This is a genomic window from Bifidobacterium breve DSM 20213 = JCM 1192 (assembly GCF_001025175.1).
Classification (GTDB): domain Bacteria; phylum Actinomycetota; class Actinomycetes; order Actinomycetales; family Bifidobacteriaceae; genus Bifidobacterium; species Bifidobacterium breve.
On record NZ_AP012324.1, the window covers coordinates 2,017,927 to 2,034,359 of the forward strand.

Sequence of the window (16,433 nt, forward strand, 5' to 3'; positions counted from 1 at the left end):
ATTCATGGTCCTTTCTATAACTCAGGCAATCGCCGTGATCTTGACGATAGTCAGCGGCTGACGGTGACCCTTGCGACGAGCAACGCCAGTCTTGTTCTTGTACTTCTGGATGTTGATCTTCGGGCCCTTGGCCTCGTCGTTCACAACCTCAGCCTTGACGGACACCTTGGCCAGATCGGCGGCAGCAAGGGTCACCTTGGCGCCATCGACCAGGAGAGCAACCGGAAACTCCACGGTATCGCCCTTCTTGGCGTCGAGACGGTTCACGAGGATGGTGTCGCCAACCTCGACCTTTTCCTGATGGCCACCGGCCTTCACAATCGCGTACATATTCGTTCCTTTTATGTTTTGGAAAGCTACCTTGCCCAACACGCACCGAGCCTGCGGTCAGACACCGAGTTTCGAATTTACACCTACACGCGGACTAAAGCAAATGGTTTTTATCTGCGTGTCAAGCACGACACACCCCGGCTTTTCGCAACCGAGGGTATGCCCGCATGAAACATTTGTCTAATGCTACTCCTCCTCGGTGTTGTTGGCGGCCACGGCAGCAGCTGCAATCTGGGCCAGTTTGGCCTTGACATCAGCGCTGGAGCCGGCCGGTTCCGGAGCTGGGGCAGTGCCTCGACCATGCTTGTTGGTCTTGACGAACGGATCACCGCCGCGCAATGCGTACGGGTCATCGTAGTCGGCGGAAACGGTCGGCTGATCGTGCAGGATAAAGCCACGACCCTTGCAAGTCGGGCATTCCTCGGAGAACGCCTCGACCAAGCCCTGACCGATGCGCTTACGGGTCATCTGCACCAGACCAAGCGAGGTGACCTCGGCCACCTGATGCTTGGTCCGGTCACGCGCCAGGCATTCGACTAGACGGCGCAGCACCAAGTCACGGTTAGCGGGCATGACCATATCCACATAGTCAATCATCACCATGCCGCCGATGTCGCGCAGTCGCAGCTGACGTGCAATTTCCTCAGAGGCCTCCAAATTGCAACGCGTCACCGTCTCCTCAAGGGACTTGCCCTTGCCGATGAAGCGGCCGGTGTTCACATCAATGGTGGTCATGGCTTCAGTGCGGTCGATGACGATCGACCCACCAGACGGCAGGTAGACCTGACGCTCCATGCCCTTTCTGAGCTGGGAGTCGATCTGCCACTTGTCGAACACGTCCTTGCCCTCATGCTCGGCCGGGTCCCACTTCTCCAGCTTATCCTTCAAGTCGGGGGCCATGGTGTCGAGATACTCCTCGATACGGCCGTAGACCTTGTCACCTTCGACGATGAGCTTGCCGAAGTCATCGTTGAAGATGTCGCGCACCACACGGATAGCCACATCGGGCTCGCCCTGCAGGAGCTTCGGGCGCTTGCCATGCCAGAATTCCTCACGCTTGGCGTTGATGCGCTCCCACTGGCGAACCAAAGACTCAAGATCCTTGACGATGGCTTCCTCGGAGGCGCCCTCGGCTGCGGTACGGATGATGACACCCATATCCTTCGGGGCGATCTTGGAGACGATGCCCTTGAGCCGGCTACGTTCGCGTTCGGAGAGCTTGCGGCTCACGCCGGTCATGCCGCCGGACGGCACGAGCACCAGGAAGCGGCCGGCGAGCGTGACCTGAGAAGTCAGGCGGGCGCCCTTGTGTCCGATCGGATCCTTGGTGACCTGCACGAGCACCGGGTCGCCGGACTTGAACGCCAACTCGATGCGGCGCGGCTGGCCTTCGAGACGCGCGGCGTCCCAGTTGACCTCACCGGCGTAGAGCACGCCGTTACGGGCCTGGCCGATGTCCACGAAAGCGGCTTCCATGCTGGGCAGCACGTTCTGTACACGGCCGAGGTAGATGTTGCCCACGGTCTGCACTTCCTGGATGTCGGAGACGTAATGCTCGACCAGAATGTTGTCTTCCACCACGGAAATCTGGGTGTGATGTTCCTTCTCGCGCACCACCATGAGGCGATCGACGTTCTCACGGCGTGCGAGGAAATCCTGCTCCATGAGCTGGCTCTGGCGGCTACGCTCACGACGATTGTCACGGCGTCGCTGTTTCTTGGCCTCAAGACGGGTGGAGCCTTCCACATCGGTGATCTCATCGATGTACTGCTGCTTGCGGGAGCGGCGAGTCAGCTGCTGATCGTCCTGCTCATCACCGCTCTCGGCATTCTTGCCTCCGCGGCGGCGACGGCGACGGCGGGTAACGGTCTGCTCCTCGTCATCATCACGGTCGCGCTCATCGCGATCATCGCGACGGCGACGGGAATCGTCACCATTGTTCTCGGAGGACTCGCTGTCGTTGTTGGAAGCACCGGACTCGTTGCGGGAGCCACGGCGACGGCGACGGCGGGAACGGGTGCGGGTGGAGTCGGACTCTTCGTCGTTCTCCTCTTCAGCAATCGGCGAGTACGTAATGTCATCCAGCTCGAGGTCTTCCTCAATCTGCTCGACTTCGGCGGCAGCACGGCGCTCCTGGGCGTTCAGGCGGCGAGAACGGCGAGAACGGCGAGAATCGGACTGGTCATCAGCGTCGAAATCATCCTGAGCCTCATTCCGGCGACGGTTATTGCGGCTGTCATCGCGGTCATCGTGATCATCGCGGTCATCATGATCGCCGTGATCGCTGCGGTTCGACCGGCGGGAACGAGACGGGCGTTCCTCGTAATCGGCCTCATCCTCACGGGCGCGGGAGCGACGAGAAGAGCGGGAACGCTGTTCGCCATCATCTTCCTCATCATCACGATCATCACGTCGCATGTCCGGGAGCACCGGCTCTTGGAACAGCAGGGAAGTCATCGGCTTGCCACGACGGGCGGATTCATGCCCTGCAGGCAGCGCATCAATCACATCCAGCACGCGCTCATCGGGGTTTTCTTCGCGCGCGTCTTCCGAAGAACGGCGGCTGCGAGTACGACGGGCCGAGCGGGGCTCGTCATCGCGGTCATCGCGGTCATTCGTAGTGGAACGACGGCGACGCACCGGACGATCGCCATCCTCATCGGAGTCGTCGACCGCAGTACGGCGGCGAGATGAACGCGGCGCATCATCATCTTCGAGATCGTCAATCACAGAGCGACGGCGACGCACCAGACGATCGTTATCTTCATCAAAATCATCGGATGCAACGCGACGACGGCGAATCGGACGCTCATCGTCTTCCTCGAGATCATCGGACACCGTACGGCGACGGCGCACCGGGCGCGGCTCATCATCGTCATCAGCCACAGCACGACGCCGAGTCGGACGGTCCTCATAATCGGCATTATCGGCAGAGCGGCGGCTACGGGTGCGGCGCGCCGGGTGCTTTTCATCATCGGAGGCGTTATTGTCGGTAGTTTCGGCGGAAGCGGACGCATCGGCATCAGGCAAAGCGGGTGCCTCAAACAGCGGGGCGGCGTGTTCCTGGACTTGCAGCTCAAGGGATGCGCCGGCAGCACCGGTGCCACGCACTACACGACGGCCACCGCGACGGCGGCGAGTCGGCTGCGATGCTTCGGCGTTCGGCTCGGAAGCTCCCGAAGCCTGTGATTCGGTATTGGATACGGTTGAATTATCGGTTTCGTCACCGACGAAACCTTCACGGTTCTCAGTGGGCACAATGCTCCTCGCGGCACGCTGCATCGCGACGCCATCCAGGCCTGTACGCTCGTCTCACACCATGCTCTCACCATGGCCGCGCAAATCCTTTGCGCCGCGTAAAGGCAACTTCGTCTCAAGTCTGTCCTGCGAACGGCGGACACCGGCGCTTACGTTGTCTCGTTCTCGAGAGCCGTAAGGGGATCAACGCCATTACACACGCTGATGGTTATGCAGAACCACCGTCTTTCAGTATGCCACACTTTTTGCACGGGCGCGCCCAGCGCTCTGGCACACCACGACCTATCTGGCTCCCCTTACACACGGATGAGCCCTATCTTGGCTCTCCTCTCTGAGGGGAGCCTGGATTCAAGCCGAGCACTCCCCTCAGTCACCTACGGTGACGGCTCCCCTCAAAGAGGCTGAGCCGAAAAATCTCACACCAGCCAGTCTTCGAGGATTGCGGCCATAGCAGTCAAATCAGATTCGGGCACTTGCTCGTCGTGCTTATGCGCCAGTAACGGGTCTCCGGCACCGAGGTTGACGGCCGGAATCCCGAGCTGAGAGAAACGTGCCACATCGGTCCAGCCAAGCTTGGCCAGCGGATCGCGACCAGTGCGCTCCTTGACCAGACGAACCAGTTCCTGCGCAAGCGGCGCGCTCAGGCCGGGGCGTGCAGAAGGGCTCTCATCCTTCATCTCGATGCCATAGCCCTCAAACACGCCACCGGTGGCCACATGTTCGCCGTTACCAAGTTCAGCACCTGCATCCGCACCCATCATCAGCGCCTTGGCCTCAGCCAGGTTCTTGTCCGGAGCGAAACGGTAGTTGACATGCACACGGCATTCGTCGGGAATCACATTCGTGCCCTTGCCGCCGGAAATCAATGTGGCGTTGAGACCCTCACGGTAGTCGAGCCCATCCACATTCACAGTCGCGGTTTCATAAGCATTGAGTCGGTTCAGAATATCAGCGGCCTTGTGGATGGCGTTCTCTCCCATCCAGGCGCGGGCAGAGTGCGCGGCGACTCCGTGCGTGACCACATCGAAACGGATCGTGCCGTTGCAGCCGCCTTCGATGCCACTATTGGTGGGCTCACCGATAATGGCAAAATCACCGGCAATCCAGTCGGGGTGCGTTTCGACCACCTTACGCAGACCGTTCTTTTCGGCGGCGACTTCCTCGTGGTCGTAGAACACATAGGTGAGGTCGACTTTCGGAGTGGTTCCCGATGTGAGGCCATCAAGTGTAGCGGCGAGATACAGCATCACCGCATCGGAGGCCTTCATATCCGTGGCACCACGGCCCCACAGCACACGGTCTGTGGGATGGGATTGGGAGATTTCCTCGCGAATGAGCGGATCACCAGGTTCAAGCCACTTCGGAGGGAAGTTGTCGATTACCGGCACGGTGTCGAGGTGACCGGCCAGAATCACGCGATTCGACTTGCCAAAATCGGTGCCGGCCACCACCGTGTCGCCGTGACGGCGGACGGTCAGATGCTTCTGTTCATTGAGGAAAGCCTCAACCTCATCGGCGAGCGGGCCTTCATGATCGGAGACAGAAAAGTTCTCCATAATCTGGGTGAGCAGGCTGTTCAACTGCTCAGCAGTGGAATCGTTGCGGTTCAATTCAAGCGTCATGAGTACAGAGTACCGCGTGACAAAGCGCACAGTTCACCCACTACATGAGATTTTGTCGCCGAATACATATTTATGTGTCACACTAGGGTGGCGAAAGGGAGGAACATGCCAGGTCTCATCAGCGCCATGCAAGGCTTCTGCGTTATCGGCATCGTGATTGCGGTGGGATATGTCGCCGCTCGAATGCGCATCGGAGGCCCGTCCGCTCAGATGGTGCTGAACCGCTTCTCTTTCTTTGTGTCCAGCCCGTGCCTGATGTTTGCGATTCTGTCCAAGGAACCGATTTTCGACATCTTCCATCCATCAATCATCGTGGCGTTCTTCTCTGCGGTGCTAGTGGGCGTGGCGTTCCTGGTGCTCAATCAGATGTTCTTCCACCTGAATGCCCCGGATGCCACCATCGGCGCATTGAACTCGCTGTATCTGAACTCCAACAACATCGGTTTGCCGATTGCCACCTATATTCTGGGCAACCCGGCGCTAGTGGCACCGATTCTGGTTATGCAGCAGGCCATCTTCACGCCGGTGGGCCTGACTGTGCTTGATGTGACCACCAAGGGCAAGGTCTCCGTCAAGGAGATCGCCAAGCAACCGCTGCATCAGCCGCTGCTTATCGGCTCGCTGCTGGGCATCGTGGTCTCTGCCATCTCCGCAAAGATCGGCTGGTTCCCGGTGCCGAAGTTCATCTTCGACCCGATTGACATGATCGGAGACTCTGCGGTGCCGATGATTCTGATGGCGTTCGGCATGTCCTTGCACGGCACCAAGCCGTTGCAGCAGAAGGGCGATCGTCCGGCCGTCTTCACCGTAGCGGTGCTCAAGAACGTGATCATGCCGATCATCGCGTTCCTGCTCGCCTACTTCGTGATGGGCTTCCGCGGTTCCGAGCTGTATGCCTGCGTGGTGCTCGCCGCCCTGCCCACCGGCCAGAACGTCTACAACTACGCGGCTCGTTACAACGTGGGCCTCACTTTCGCGCGCGATGGCATTCTGATGAGTACCATGACCAGCCCGGTGTTTATCGCGATCATCGCGGCGCTGCTGAGCTGAGCCGGCAACTGTAATCACCGTAAAAAAACTTCCGCGAAATCCACCGTAGGATTCCGCGGAAGCCTGAGATATACGCTACTTGAGAATCGCCTTAATCGCCTCATACTGCTGAGCAGTGAGTTGCACCGCTGGCTCACGGATCAGGGTGGAAATGTTCAGTCCCTTGGCCTTGACCGCACCCTTGATGGCGGAGATGAACAGGTCGGTCTGATCGTACAGCGCCATCAGGTGGCTGATGCGTTCGGCGGCCTCAATTGCGGTGCCATAGTCGCCGGCCTCATATGCACGGTGCAGCGTAACGAAGGTCTCCGGCTCCACATTGGTCATGCCGCAGATCACGCCATCGCCGCCGGAGACGCGGTTGACGAGATAGTACTCGTCGAAACCGGAGAACACCGCAAACCGTGGATTCACGGCCTTGACCGCGCGAATCACCTTGCGGGTGTGGCTGATTGTGTCGACCGTGTCCTTGATGCCGACGATGTTCGGGTGCGCGGCGGCAAGCTCGGCCACGAGCTCCGGGGTCAAGTCGCTGCCGGTGCGCGGTGGGAAATTATAGAGGATCACCGGAAGATTCGTCGCTTCAGCGACCGCGCCGAAGTACGCCTTCGCGCCTCCCGCAGTAGGGCCGAAGTAATACGGCGAAACGACCACGAGCGCATCCACTCCACTTGCTTCGACTGCCCGCGCGAAGTCGATCACATTGTTCAAGTTGGTATCGCCCACGCCCGCGAACACCTTGATGCGCCCGGCGACATGCTTGGCCACGAAGTCGACCGCCTGCTTCTTGACGTCCAGAGGGAAGGCATAGAACTCGCCGATGCTGCCAAACACCAGCACGCCGTTGATACCGGCCTCGATCAGATGATCGAGATGCTGCCCCCAACGTTCATAGTCGATGTCACCGTCGTCCTTGGTGATGGTGATGGATGGGCAGATGATGCCTGAGAATTCGGCGCTGCTTGTCATGATTGTTCCTTTCGTTACGGAATAGGGGTGCCGCACAAGCGGCACCGGGTTTGCGGCCTCTCCCCCAGTCGTCCTGCGGACGATAGCCCCCTCATCAGAGGGGGCTTGGGTTTAGTCGATGTTGTAAGCGCGGCGGGCGTTGTTTTCGAAGAAGTCCTCGTCCTCGCCGAACGTGTCCAGCATGAGTTGGAAGTGCGTGGCAAAGGTCGAGTTGAGTTCCACGACCGGCCAGTTGGAGCTGTACAGCACCTTCTTCGGGCCGAATGTGTCCCGCACGTATTTCACGATGTCCGGGTCCACCGGGTTGTCGCCGGAAACCTTGATATACGAATTCGGCAGTTCGGCCAACGCTGCGAGCGCGGCGCACGATTCCTCATCAAGCCCGGGCACGTTGCCGAGATGATCGATGATGACCGTCACTTCAGGAACCTGCGAGAACGCCTTGGCCATGTCGCCCAACTCCGGGCCCCGGTTGCACAGCTCAAAAGGCATTCCCTTGACGGCCATCACACGTAGGCCGGCGATGAATTCGGGTTCGAGGGCTCGGCCCCGTGGCTCGGAATCCACATGCAGCGGCTCCCTGATGCCATCGGCGTTGATCGGAACACGCATCCATGGGCTTACCCGCCCCTGCAGCATGCGCTTCAGGATCAGAGGGCTGGCATTCTCGTACAACAACCGGTCCTCGAGCTCGTGATCGGCCGCGTCGACCTCCACATATACGCCGCCGAGGAAGTTCACGCCAAACTTGGCGTACTGTGCGGCTAGGTCTTCAATCGTGTACTTGTGTTGCAGCGAGGGCAATCCTGCCAGCCATGGCAAATCCTGCGCATCCGGATCCCAGATATGGAAGTGGGAATCGATTACGTTGAGTGTCATGTCAGGCCTCCTTCAGACCGATCTTGGAACCCCAGAATGCGTACCATGCCACGAACAGGAAGCCCGGGACCATCACCAGGATGGCGATCTCGATGCCTGCCGCATCCTGAATCACACCGAGCAGCAGCGGAATCAACGCGGCGCCCACAATGCTCATCACCAAAGCCGAGGAACCGGTCTTCGCCGCGGAACCCTTGATACCTTTCAGCGTCAGGGAGAATATGGTCGGGTATCCGATGGAAATGAACAGATACGCCACCATGAACGCGATGACGGAGACCTTGCCCAGGCCAAGGAATACCACGAACATCAGCACGGCTGAAATGGTCATGTATACGCCAAGAATCTTCGCGGGATCGAATTTGGCCATCAATGGGGTGGTGACGAAGCGTCCGATGGTGAACAGCAGGGAAAGCACGGAAAGCATCATCGCTGCGGTGCCGGCTGTGATGCCCGCGCCCCAGTGCTTGAGCGCGTAGGCGGAGAAGACCGCCATGCCGGCCACTTGCAGGCCGATGAAAATGAACTCGGCAAGCACGCCCAATGCGAAGTGCGGGCGCTTGAGCAGGCCGAAGAAGGAGCTGTTCTTGGAGGAGGCGCCGCCCGCGGCCTCCTCTTCGTCTCCCGGAGGCGTGGGCAGCTTGAACAGCGCGAACACGGCGAGCACCACGACCAGCACAACGCCGATCACAATGTATATCGTGCGGGTATCATTCAGGAACTGCGTCTTAGCGGCGTCGAAGCCGGACTCGCCTGATGCGACGGTGGTGCCGAGAATCTGGCCAAGAATCAGCGGGCCAACGATGTTGCCGACGCCGTTGAAACTCTGCGCCATGTTGATACGGAACGATTCGCCCTTTTCATCACCCAGCTTGGTGATATACGGATTGCAGTTGGTCTCCAGCGATGCCGCGCCGAGCGCGATAACGAACATGGCGAACAGGAACAGGCCGTAGCTGGCCATGCTGGTGGCAGGGATCACCATGAACGCGCCCAGAGCGAACAGGAGCAGACCGGAGATGACGCCGCCCTTATAACCGAAACGCTTGGCGATCAAGCCGGCCGGAATGGCCATGACGAAGTATGCGCCGTAATAGGCCACCTGCAGTAATGACGCTTCGGCGCTGCTGAGTTCTATGTAGTTTGCGAACGGCGAGTTCAACGCGTTCACGAGGTTCATGGTCAAACCCCAGATAAAGAACAGTGAGGTCACCAGCACAATGGCGATGGTCGCCTTGGAACCGGTTGTGTTTTTGGATGTCATCATTGACTCCTTAGTGATACGAGTTTCCCCGATATTGCCTAGCGAGAAGTGGACCACCCTGGGCCATGTTGGTAAACGGATGACCCAGGGCGCGGGTGATACGGGCGGCATACGCGGATACGGCGTACGGATGGAGCAATGATCAAAGCTCCGGAATTGCCGCGCGAATATTCGGGAAAGGGCTGCTTGTCAGCTCAGCGCACGGTCAAGGTGGACATAGCCGCCATCGACGTACACCCACTGACCGGTGGTGTGGCTGGAGCGGTCGGAGAGCAGGAATGCCGCTTCATTACCGATCTCTTCGGTGGTGGTCATACGATGTTCCAGCGGAATCTTGTCGGTGATCACCGACAGGCGCGCCTGCTGGGCCGCTTCATCGCCAAAGGTCTTGATCCAATCGGCATAGAGCGGGGTCCAGCACTCGGAGACGACTATGGCGTTGACACGCACGCTATCGTGCACCAATGCGGCGGCCCATTCACGGGTCAGGCCCAGGATCGCGCCCTTGGCGGCCGCATAGGCGCTGGTCTTGCCTTGGCCGGTAAGCGCGGTCTTGGACGAGATGTTCACGATGGATCCGCGGCTTTCCTTGAGATACGGCACGGCCGCGTGGACCAGCTCGTAATAGTGAGTCAGGTTGCCGTGAAGCGATTCCTCGAACTCACGCCAAGTAGTGGTCTCGAGATCCTTGTTGTCGTTCTTTCCGGCGTTATTCACAATGCCATCGATATGGCCGTACTTCTTGTATGTTGCTTCGACGACGCCGGCGATCTTGTCGGTGTCGTTGAGGTCAAGCAAGTGCACATCATAGGTGGTGGTGTACTGCTCGATATCCTTCTTGAACTCGTCGAGAGCGCTGTCGGGTCGATTAATCACCACCGGGATGGCCCCCTCCTGGGCCAGTTGCAGCGTGATGCCTTTGCCGATGCCTTTGAAACCGCCGGTGATGATGATGACTTTGCCTTCGAGATGCAGATCCATGGGAACTCCTTCGTCCATCCTTATTCTGCGTTTCATGGGTGTTCCATGTCACGCCCGGCCGGGGCTTCGGCGCCCCAGCCGGAGTGGTTGTGTGTTGTTGTGTTGAGTTGTGTTGTTCAGTTATGAATTTCCAATTGCGGTCAGCAGCGATACAGGTACTTCTCGGCCGTCTCCAGCGTCATTTCGGTACCGTTGCCCGGAGCGGTCGGAGCGACGTAGTTGCCGTCCTTGATCTCAGTCGGATGAACGAAATGTTCGTGCTGATTATCGACATATTCAATCATTCGGCCATCCATCGTGCCGGATACCGCCACATAATCGAACATCGCGAAGTGACACACGGCCTCGCACAGACCCACGCCGCCGGCGTGCGGGCAGACGGGCTTGTTGAACTTCTTTGCCAGCAGGTATTCGAGCACGATCTCCTGCGGACCGGCCACTCGGGTGGCGTCAATCTGCATGATGCCGAAGGCGTTGGCCTGCAGGTACTGCTTGTACAGAATGCGGCTCTGCATCTGTTCGCCGGTGGCGACCTTGATGGGATTGATGGCGCGCGCAATCGTGGCGTGGCCAATCACGTCATCCGGGCTGGTCGGCTCCTCGACCCACGCCAGATCGAAGTCGTGGAACTTGTTGATCCAGTCGATGGCGGTGGGAACATCCCACACCTGATTGGCGTCCACGGCGAGGCGCACGTCGGGGCCGATGGCCTCACGGGCCTTGGACAAGCGGCGCAGATCGTCATTGATATTCTGGCCGACCTTAAGCTTAATCTGCTTGAAGCCCTTGACCTGGGTCTCCTCCTTGGCGAGGGCCACCATCTTCTCATCCGAGTAGCCGAGCCAACCGGGAGCGGTTGAATAGCCGGGGTAACCGACCTCCAGCAGATGCTTGATACGCTCGGCCTTGCCCTTCTGACCCTCTTTGAGAATCGCAACGGCTTCCTCAGGGCGCAGGGCGTCGGTCATGTAGCGGAAATCGAGCGTGGAGACCAGCTCCTCCGGCTCCATCTCGCCCAGCAGCAGCCACAACGGCTTGCCCGCACGCTTGGCCTTGATATCCCACAACGCGGAGAGCACCGCGCCGATGGCCATATGCTCCACGCCCTTTTCAGGGCCAAGCCAACGCAGCTGGGAATCATGCACGAACAGGTCCCATGCAATGCGCATGTTGTCGAGCAGTTCCTCGGTGTTGCGCCCAATCAGCACCTGCGACATCGATTCGATGGCCTTGCAAACCACGTCGTTGCCACGGCCGATGGTGAACACGAATCCCACACCCGTGATGCCGTCGTCGGCGCTGGTGGAAATCTCCACGTACGCAGAGGAATAATCCGGATCGGGGTTCATTGCATCCGAGCCGGAAAGCGTCGTTGAAGTGGGGAATCGGAAGTCATACGTCTTGACTTTGGTGATGGTACTCATGTGTTCGGGCTCCTTCGCCTGGTGTGAACCAACGGCTATATCGTACGTCCGAATAAAGAAATTTGCAAGCCTATTTGCGAAAATTTTTATTCAAGGCCGGACAAAGGGCAAGAAAACACGGAATTGTTACGGCACAATGCGCCATAATGGTGGGAACATCGACGAAATCATCTCAGTAATTAAACGGCGAATATCCAAGGGGGAAGCACCGATGGCTAACGATACATCCACCCACAAGCTCAAGGTCGGCGAGCTCGCAAAAATCGCCGGCGTATCCGCATCCACTGTTTCCAAAGTCATCAATGGCAGGCCAGGCATTTCCGACGAGACGCGGAGACAAGTCGAGCAAATCCTCAAAGATCACGGTTACTCAAGGCCTCTGGTCAACACCAAACTCTCCCCCACCATAGAGCTCGTCGTCGAATACATTGAGCACAACGGCACGATGGAACTCATCAAATACGCCTCATACTGGGCGCAGCAGGCGGGCCTCGCCATCACGGTCACCCAGACCAACCATGGCGATGCCACGGAAGACTGTTTCCGCGGCATCATCGATAGAAATCCCCAAGGCGTGATTATGCAGCAGATGGGCGGTCTGACCACTCAAGCGAAGTCTTTGTTGAAAACGCGCAGTATTCCCGTGGTCATCATCGACCCAATCGATACCGTCGATTCGGATGTGATGAGCGTGTCCATCGATAACTGGACCGCAGGATACCAGGCCGGCAAACACCTGCTGTCGCTCGGCCATCGACGCATCGCCGTTATCCGGGGGCCGGCGAACCTACAGACCAGCATCGCGCGCTATAGCGGATTCACCGCCGCTCTGCAACAGGCCGGGGTGGATCTGCCGGAGTCCTATATCGAACAGGGCGACTACTTCCCCGCCGAAACAAGCTATGAAGCAGCCTGCCGGCTGCTGGAACTCACCGACCGACCCACCGCGATTTTCTGCTGCAACGACTTATCTGCGGTAAGCACGTATCGTGCCGCACGAGAGCATAAGATCGCGTTGCCAAAGCAATTGTCCGTCATGGGGTTCGACGACATTTTCCCCGCCGGCCAACTCATGCCCTCCCTGACCAGCGTGCATCAGCCGTTCAGCGAAATAGCCCAACGCGCCGTGCAGATGATCATCGACAGCCGCAAGGGCAATCAGGGTGATATGCACGTCATCCTCCCCACCAGTGTCGTCACCCGGGAAAGTACCGTACCGCCTCAGTCATCGGCCCGATAATCGGCCAGATTCAAGCTGGCGGCCACCCGATTGGACGCGAACGCACCCACCGAAACCAGCGCATAGCACAGCACAAGCCCGCCGAAGAAGCTGGCCAGCGTGGCCGGTTCGGTCATCGAAGCGGCGAACAGAGGGGCCATAAGCAGCATGGAACAGCCGCCGGCCACGATCACCACGATGTTGAGCGGGGTGAGTACCTCGATGAATCGCGCACGGTTCAAGGTCTTGACATCAGTGCCCTCCAACACCAGCATGCGATATTCGCCGGCCTGATCGTACACGCTGCCGGCCTGCATCACACCGGAGCTGACCGCGGCGAGCACAGCGGCGAACACGAGCGTCAGAATGCCGCCGGCGCCGATGTCGCGAATGAACACGGTGAACGGGTCGTTGGCGTCACCGACCACGGCGGCCGATCCGAAGAATCCGCAGATCGAGGTGATGCCGGCGATGAACACGGCCAGTGCAATGCCGGACACATTGCGCCACGCGCGCTTCGGATTGTCGAGAATACGGCGCATGGCAATCATCGTGGCCGCGTCCTTGGGCCGTTTGGCCTTGGCTTTGGCGCGGGCGGTGACCACCCAGGAGCCCACGAGGTTCACCAGCGCGAAGCACAGCAGCATGAAACCGATGATCACGCCGTACATCACTACTTCACCGGCCTGAGCCAGCACCATCGGATTCTTGAACAGAAGAACGGCAATCACCATGATGACGGCGAACACCACCACACGCCAGCCGGACGGCAGCGTAGTCGCAACGCGTGAAGTGACGCCGAGTGGCGTGATGGCCACGCGCCGAAGCGTGACCAGCGAAGAGATCAGCGCCAACACGGTCACGCCAACAAGCGTAATGATCAAGGCAATCGGCCCCACCCACAGTTGCTCGAACGTAAACGTCTGATTCTGGAAATGCAGCAACATAATTAGGGGGATCAACACGCAGTACCCCGCGATGCCAATCAGCGCCCCCACCAAGGCCTGCCCAGCCGCATCAAGCGCCGTAAGGCGAATAACTTGCCCCGTGGTCGCGCCTGCCAAGCGCAGGGATGCGAGCCGAGCGTCACGACGGGACGCAGCCAATCGCGCGGCGGAACCGGCAAGCGCCACGAACGGCACAATCAGCAGCAGGCAGGCAAAGAACGCCAGCACGACGTATGCCGTGGCGTATTGATCCAGGCTGTGGGGATTGGCGATACGCTGCTTCCAGATTTCCGCTGTTCCGGGTTTGCAAGCGTCGAGATTGATTGCGCATCCAATGGTGTGGTCGGCGGAGGCACGCCACATGAACCCATGCACGCCGCCCAAAACGGTGAGAAAGATAGTGGTGGCTGCGGCAAAAGCAATGATGGCCAACACCGAAGTATGACCCGCACTGCCACGCGAGCCGGGGCGATGGAACAATCGCCACAATGCGAAAGCGCTCATCGTACGCCTCCCAGCTGGCCGTCCTGCATGGTCACGGTGCGCGAGCAGAACGAAGCGACGTTGGGGTCGTGGGTGACGACGACCACGGCGGAACCGTTGTCCCGCGCGGCGGCCATGAGAATGCCCATGACCTCGCGGCCGGTGGCTTGGTCGAGCGCGCCGGTCGGCTCGTCGGCGAAGACCACGGCAGGTTTGACGGCGAGCGCACGGGCGATGGCGATGCGCTGCATCTGTCCGCCGCTCATCTCCCCCGGCCGGTGCGTGGCGAGCGCGCGCAATCCCATGCGTTCCAGCCACAGGATCGCCGTGTCGGTGGCGGTGCGGTAGGGCATGCCGTCAAGCATCATCGGCAGGGCGATATTTTCGACCGCCGGCAGTTCGGGCAGCAGCTGGCCGGATTGGAAGACGAAGCCGAAGGCGTTGCGGCGCAGTTTGGTGCGGCCGGCATCGCTCATGGCATCCAGATTCGAGCCACGGAAGGTCACTGTGCCAGCGGTCGGCTTGATGATGCCGGCGAGCGCGTGCAGCAGCGTGGACTTGCCGGAGCCAGACGGGCCCATGACAGCAACCGTCTCACCCTCACCCAATGCGAAGCTCACGTGGTTCAGGGCAAGTGTGTGCATGGTTGGCATGGCGAAACCGGGCTGACCATTGGCAGCGGGAACCGCAGCACCTGTTCCGGCCGGAATCACACTGGTAACGCCATGACCGGCCTGCGCACGGGCCATACTGGCGGTGTAGTCCATGACCAAGTCATGTGCCTCGATCACCGGAGACCACTGCTGCCGTGCGTCCTGTTGTTGCACTGCTTCCGGTGCGGTCTGAGTCTGCTGAAATTGCTGTGTTGCTGTATTCATACTCCCGAGAGTACGGATCGAGCAGAAGCCTGACCATCAGGCTGCGGTATGAACCTTTTCAACCGCCCCACCCACCTCTCATCCGCAAGGATTAGAGATTCGCAGTCGATGCGACAATACTTTTATCAATGGCAATGTGGATAACTTCGGAAGCTGGAACCACATAGGTCGATTCGGCTGGACATGCGAATCACGCGAACGGTATGTTCATGGAATCAGCGTGCTGCACGCTCGCAAATCGGACATACCAAGCAAAGGAGCTCACGTGGCCATCGCAATCGATATCCCAAACATATCAATTTCGTCCGTACAAAAGCCGTACAATAGGGGTATGACTACTGAGAACAACAAGAACAGTCGTTTTGAGATGAGGCTCACTCAAGAACAACGATCCAGAATCGATCAAGCGGCCGAGTCCAAAGGCCTGACTGCGTCGCAATGGGCATTGTCGAATCTGCTCGCCGCCGCAGACAGGGATATCCATGAAGCTCACATCATTCGACTGAACAATCAAGCGTGGAATGATTTCACCGCCGCATTGGACGAACCCATGGGACCACGTCTGACTGAATTGTTGGAAAGCGATCCGATATGGACGTGATCAACTTCACCAAGCCCCGACGCCTGACTGCAAACGACGACATCTCCGGTTTCGATTGCGGTCTGTCACTGGTCAATGATTGGCTGGCAAGACATGCCGCCACGGCGGGTAGACAAGGCACTGCCGTGGTCTATGCCACCTTCACCAAGGACATCAATGGCACTGATATGCTGGCTGGATTCTACACACTGAGCGCATACAGTATTGAACACTCGGGGGCTTCCGGCTGGCTGAAACGCAATAGCCCGAACCCCATCCCCGCAATCTTGCTAGGCATGATGGGCGTGGACATCAGATTTCAAACTATGCATGTCGGCAGTCAACTACTCCGAGATGCGGTACTTCGTTCCATGAACGCCGCCGCCATCATTGGAGCGCGAGCGCTACTTGTAGAACCTGCCACCGACCAAGCAGTTGCATTTTACGAACGATATGACTTTCGGCACATCCCCAAATCATCCAGAATGTTCACCCCACTCAATATCCGCAATCACCGATGATGTGCGATCGGTAACCACTATTCAGCGC

14 protein-coding genes are annotated in these 16,433 nt (G+C 59.0%); 4 read left to right on the forward strand and 10 right to left on the reverse strand.

Annotation, left to right across the window (positions count from 1 at the left end; all coding sequences use genetic code 11):
* Nucleotides 1-21: 21 nt before the first annotated feature.
* The 3 genes from rplU to dapE all read right to left on the reverse strand — a co-directional run bounded on the left by rplU (nt 22) and on the right by dapE (nt 5,210).
* Nucleotides 22-330 carry a 50S ribosomal protein L21 gene (gene rplU, locus BBBR_RS08875; RefSeq protein ID WP_014484324.1) on the reverse strand — a complete coding sequence of 103 codons (309 nt, stop codon included), beginning with the start codon at nt 328-330 and terminating at the stop codon, nt 22-24.
* A 186-nt stretch (nt 331-516) separates the two neighbouring features.
* Nucleotides 517-3,612, reverse strand: a complete 3,096-nt coding sequence (locus tag BBBR_RS08880; RefSeq protein WP_032738290.1) for an Rne/Rng family ribonuclease — start codon at nt 3,610-3,612, stop codon at nt 517-519.
* Nucleotides 3,613-4,004: 392 nt separating this feature from the next.
* On the reverse strand, nt 4,005-5,210 hold the full coding sequence (gene dapE / locus BBBR_RS08885) for a succinyl-diaminopimelate desuccinylase (RefSeq protein WP_003829771.1): 1,206 nt from the start codon (nt 5,208-5,210) through the stop codon (nt 4,005-4,007).
* A 105-nt stretch (nt 5,211-5,315) separates the two neighbouring features.
* Between dapE and BBBR_RS08890 the strand changes: the two genes are divergently transcribed.
* Nucleotides 5,316-6,260: an AEC family transporter gene (locus BBBR_RS08890; RefSeq protein ID WP_014484327.1), complete on the forward strand. Its 945-nt coding sequence runs from the start codon at nt 5,316-5,318 to the stop codon at nt 6,258-6,260.
* 75 nt (nt 6,261-6,335) lie between these two features.
* On the opposite strand, the gene BBBR_RS08895 is transcribed toward BBBR_RS08890, so the two are convergent.
* The 5 genes from BBBR_RS08895 to BBBR_RS08915 all read right to left on the reverse strand — a co-directional run bounded on the left by BBBR_RS08895 (nt 6,336) and on the right by BBBR_RS08915 (nt 11,777).
* The gene (locus tag BBBR_RS08895) at nt 6,336-7,229 is read right to left on the reverse strand and encodes a dihydrodipicolinate synthase family protein (protein WP_003829769.1); all 894 of its coding nucleotides are present in this window, start codon (nt 7,227-7,229) and stop codon (nt 6,336-6,338) included.
* A 111-nt stretch (nt 7,230-7,340) separates the two neighbouring features.
* Complete coding sequence (locus BBBR_RS08900) at nt 7,341-8,108, reverse strand: amidohydrolase family protein (RefSeq protein WP_003829768.1); 768 nt, start codon at nt 8,106-8,108, stop codon at nt 7,341-7,343.
* Nucleotide 8,109: 1 nt separating this feature from the next.
* Entirely contained in the window at nt 8,110-9,372 is a 1,263-nt protein-coding gene (locus BBBR_RS08905; RefSeq protein WP_013141361.1) for an MFS transporter, read from the reverse strand.
* 189 nt (nt 9,373-9,561) lie between these two features.
* Nucleotides 9,562-10,353 (reverse strand): SDR family oxidoreductase, encoded by a 792-nt coding sequence (locus BBBR_RS08910; protein WP_013141362.1) that lies wholly within the window; start codon nt 10,351-10,353, stop codon nt 9,562-9,564.
* Nucleotides 10,354-10,493: 140 nt separating this feature from the next.
* The gene (locus BBBR_RS08915) at nt 10,494-11,777 is read right to left on the reverse strand and encodes an enolase C-terminal domain-like protein (RefSeq protein WP_003829764.1); all 1,284 of its coding nucleotides are present in this window, start codon (nt 11,775-11,777) and stop codon (nt 10,494-10,496) included.
* 211 nt (nt 11,778-11,988) lie between these two features.
* On the opposite strand from BBBR_RS08915, the gene BBBR_RS08920 reads away from it, so the two are divergent.
* Nucleotides 11,989-13,017: a LacI family DNA-binding transcriptional regulator gene (locus BBBR_RS08920; protein WP_015439258.1), complete on the forward strand. Its 1,029-nt coding sequence runs from the start codon at nt 11,989-11,991 to the stop codon at nt 13,015-13,017.
* Here BBBR_RS08920 and BBBR_RS08925 read toward each other — a convergent pair.
* Nucleotides 12,999-14,447 carry an FtsX-like permease family protein gene (locus BBBR_RS08925; protein ID WP_003829760.1) on the reverse strand — a complete coding sequence of 483 codons (1,449 nt, stop codon included), beginning with the start codon at nt 14,445-14,447 and terminating at the stop codon, nt 12,999-13,001. The genes BBBR_RS08920 and BBBR_RS08925 overlap by 19 nt on opposite strands.
* The gene (locus tag BBBR_RS08930) at nt 14,444-15,304 is read right to left on the reverse strand and encodes an ABC transporter ATP-binding protein (protein WP_003829758.1); all 861 of its coding nucleotides are present in this window, start codon (nt 15,302-15,304) and stop codon (nt 14,444-14,446) included. Before BBBR_RS08930 ends, BBBR_RS08925 begins: the two co-directional genes overlap by 4 nt.
* A 331-nt stretch (nt 15,305-15,635) precedes the next feature.
* On the opposite strand from BBBR_RS08930, the gene BBBR_RS08935 reads away from it, so the two are divergent.
* Both BBBR_RS08935 and BBBR_RS08940 read left to right on the forward strand, forming a co-directional pair.
* The gene (locus tag BBBR_RS08935) at nt 15,636-15,905 is read left to right on the forward strand and encodes a type II toxin-antitoxin system TacA family antitoxin (RefSeq protein ID WP_003829756.1); all 270 of its coding nucleotides are present in this window, start codon (nt 15,636-15,638) and stop codon (nt 15,903-15,905) included.
* Nucleotides 15,896-16,405 carry an N-acetyltransferase gene (locus BBBR_RS08940; protein WP_003829754.1) on the forward strand — a complete coding sequence of 170 codons (510 nt, stop codon included), beginning with the start codon at nt 15,896-15,898 and terminating at the stop codon, nt 16,403-16,405. The genes BBBR_RS08935 and BBBR_RS08940 overlap by 10 nt, the downstream gene beginning before the upstream one ends.
* Nucleotides 16,406-16,433 lie beyond the last annotated feature (28 nt).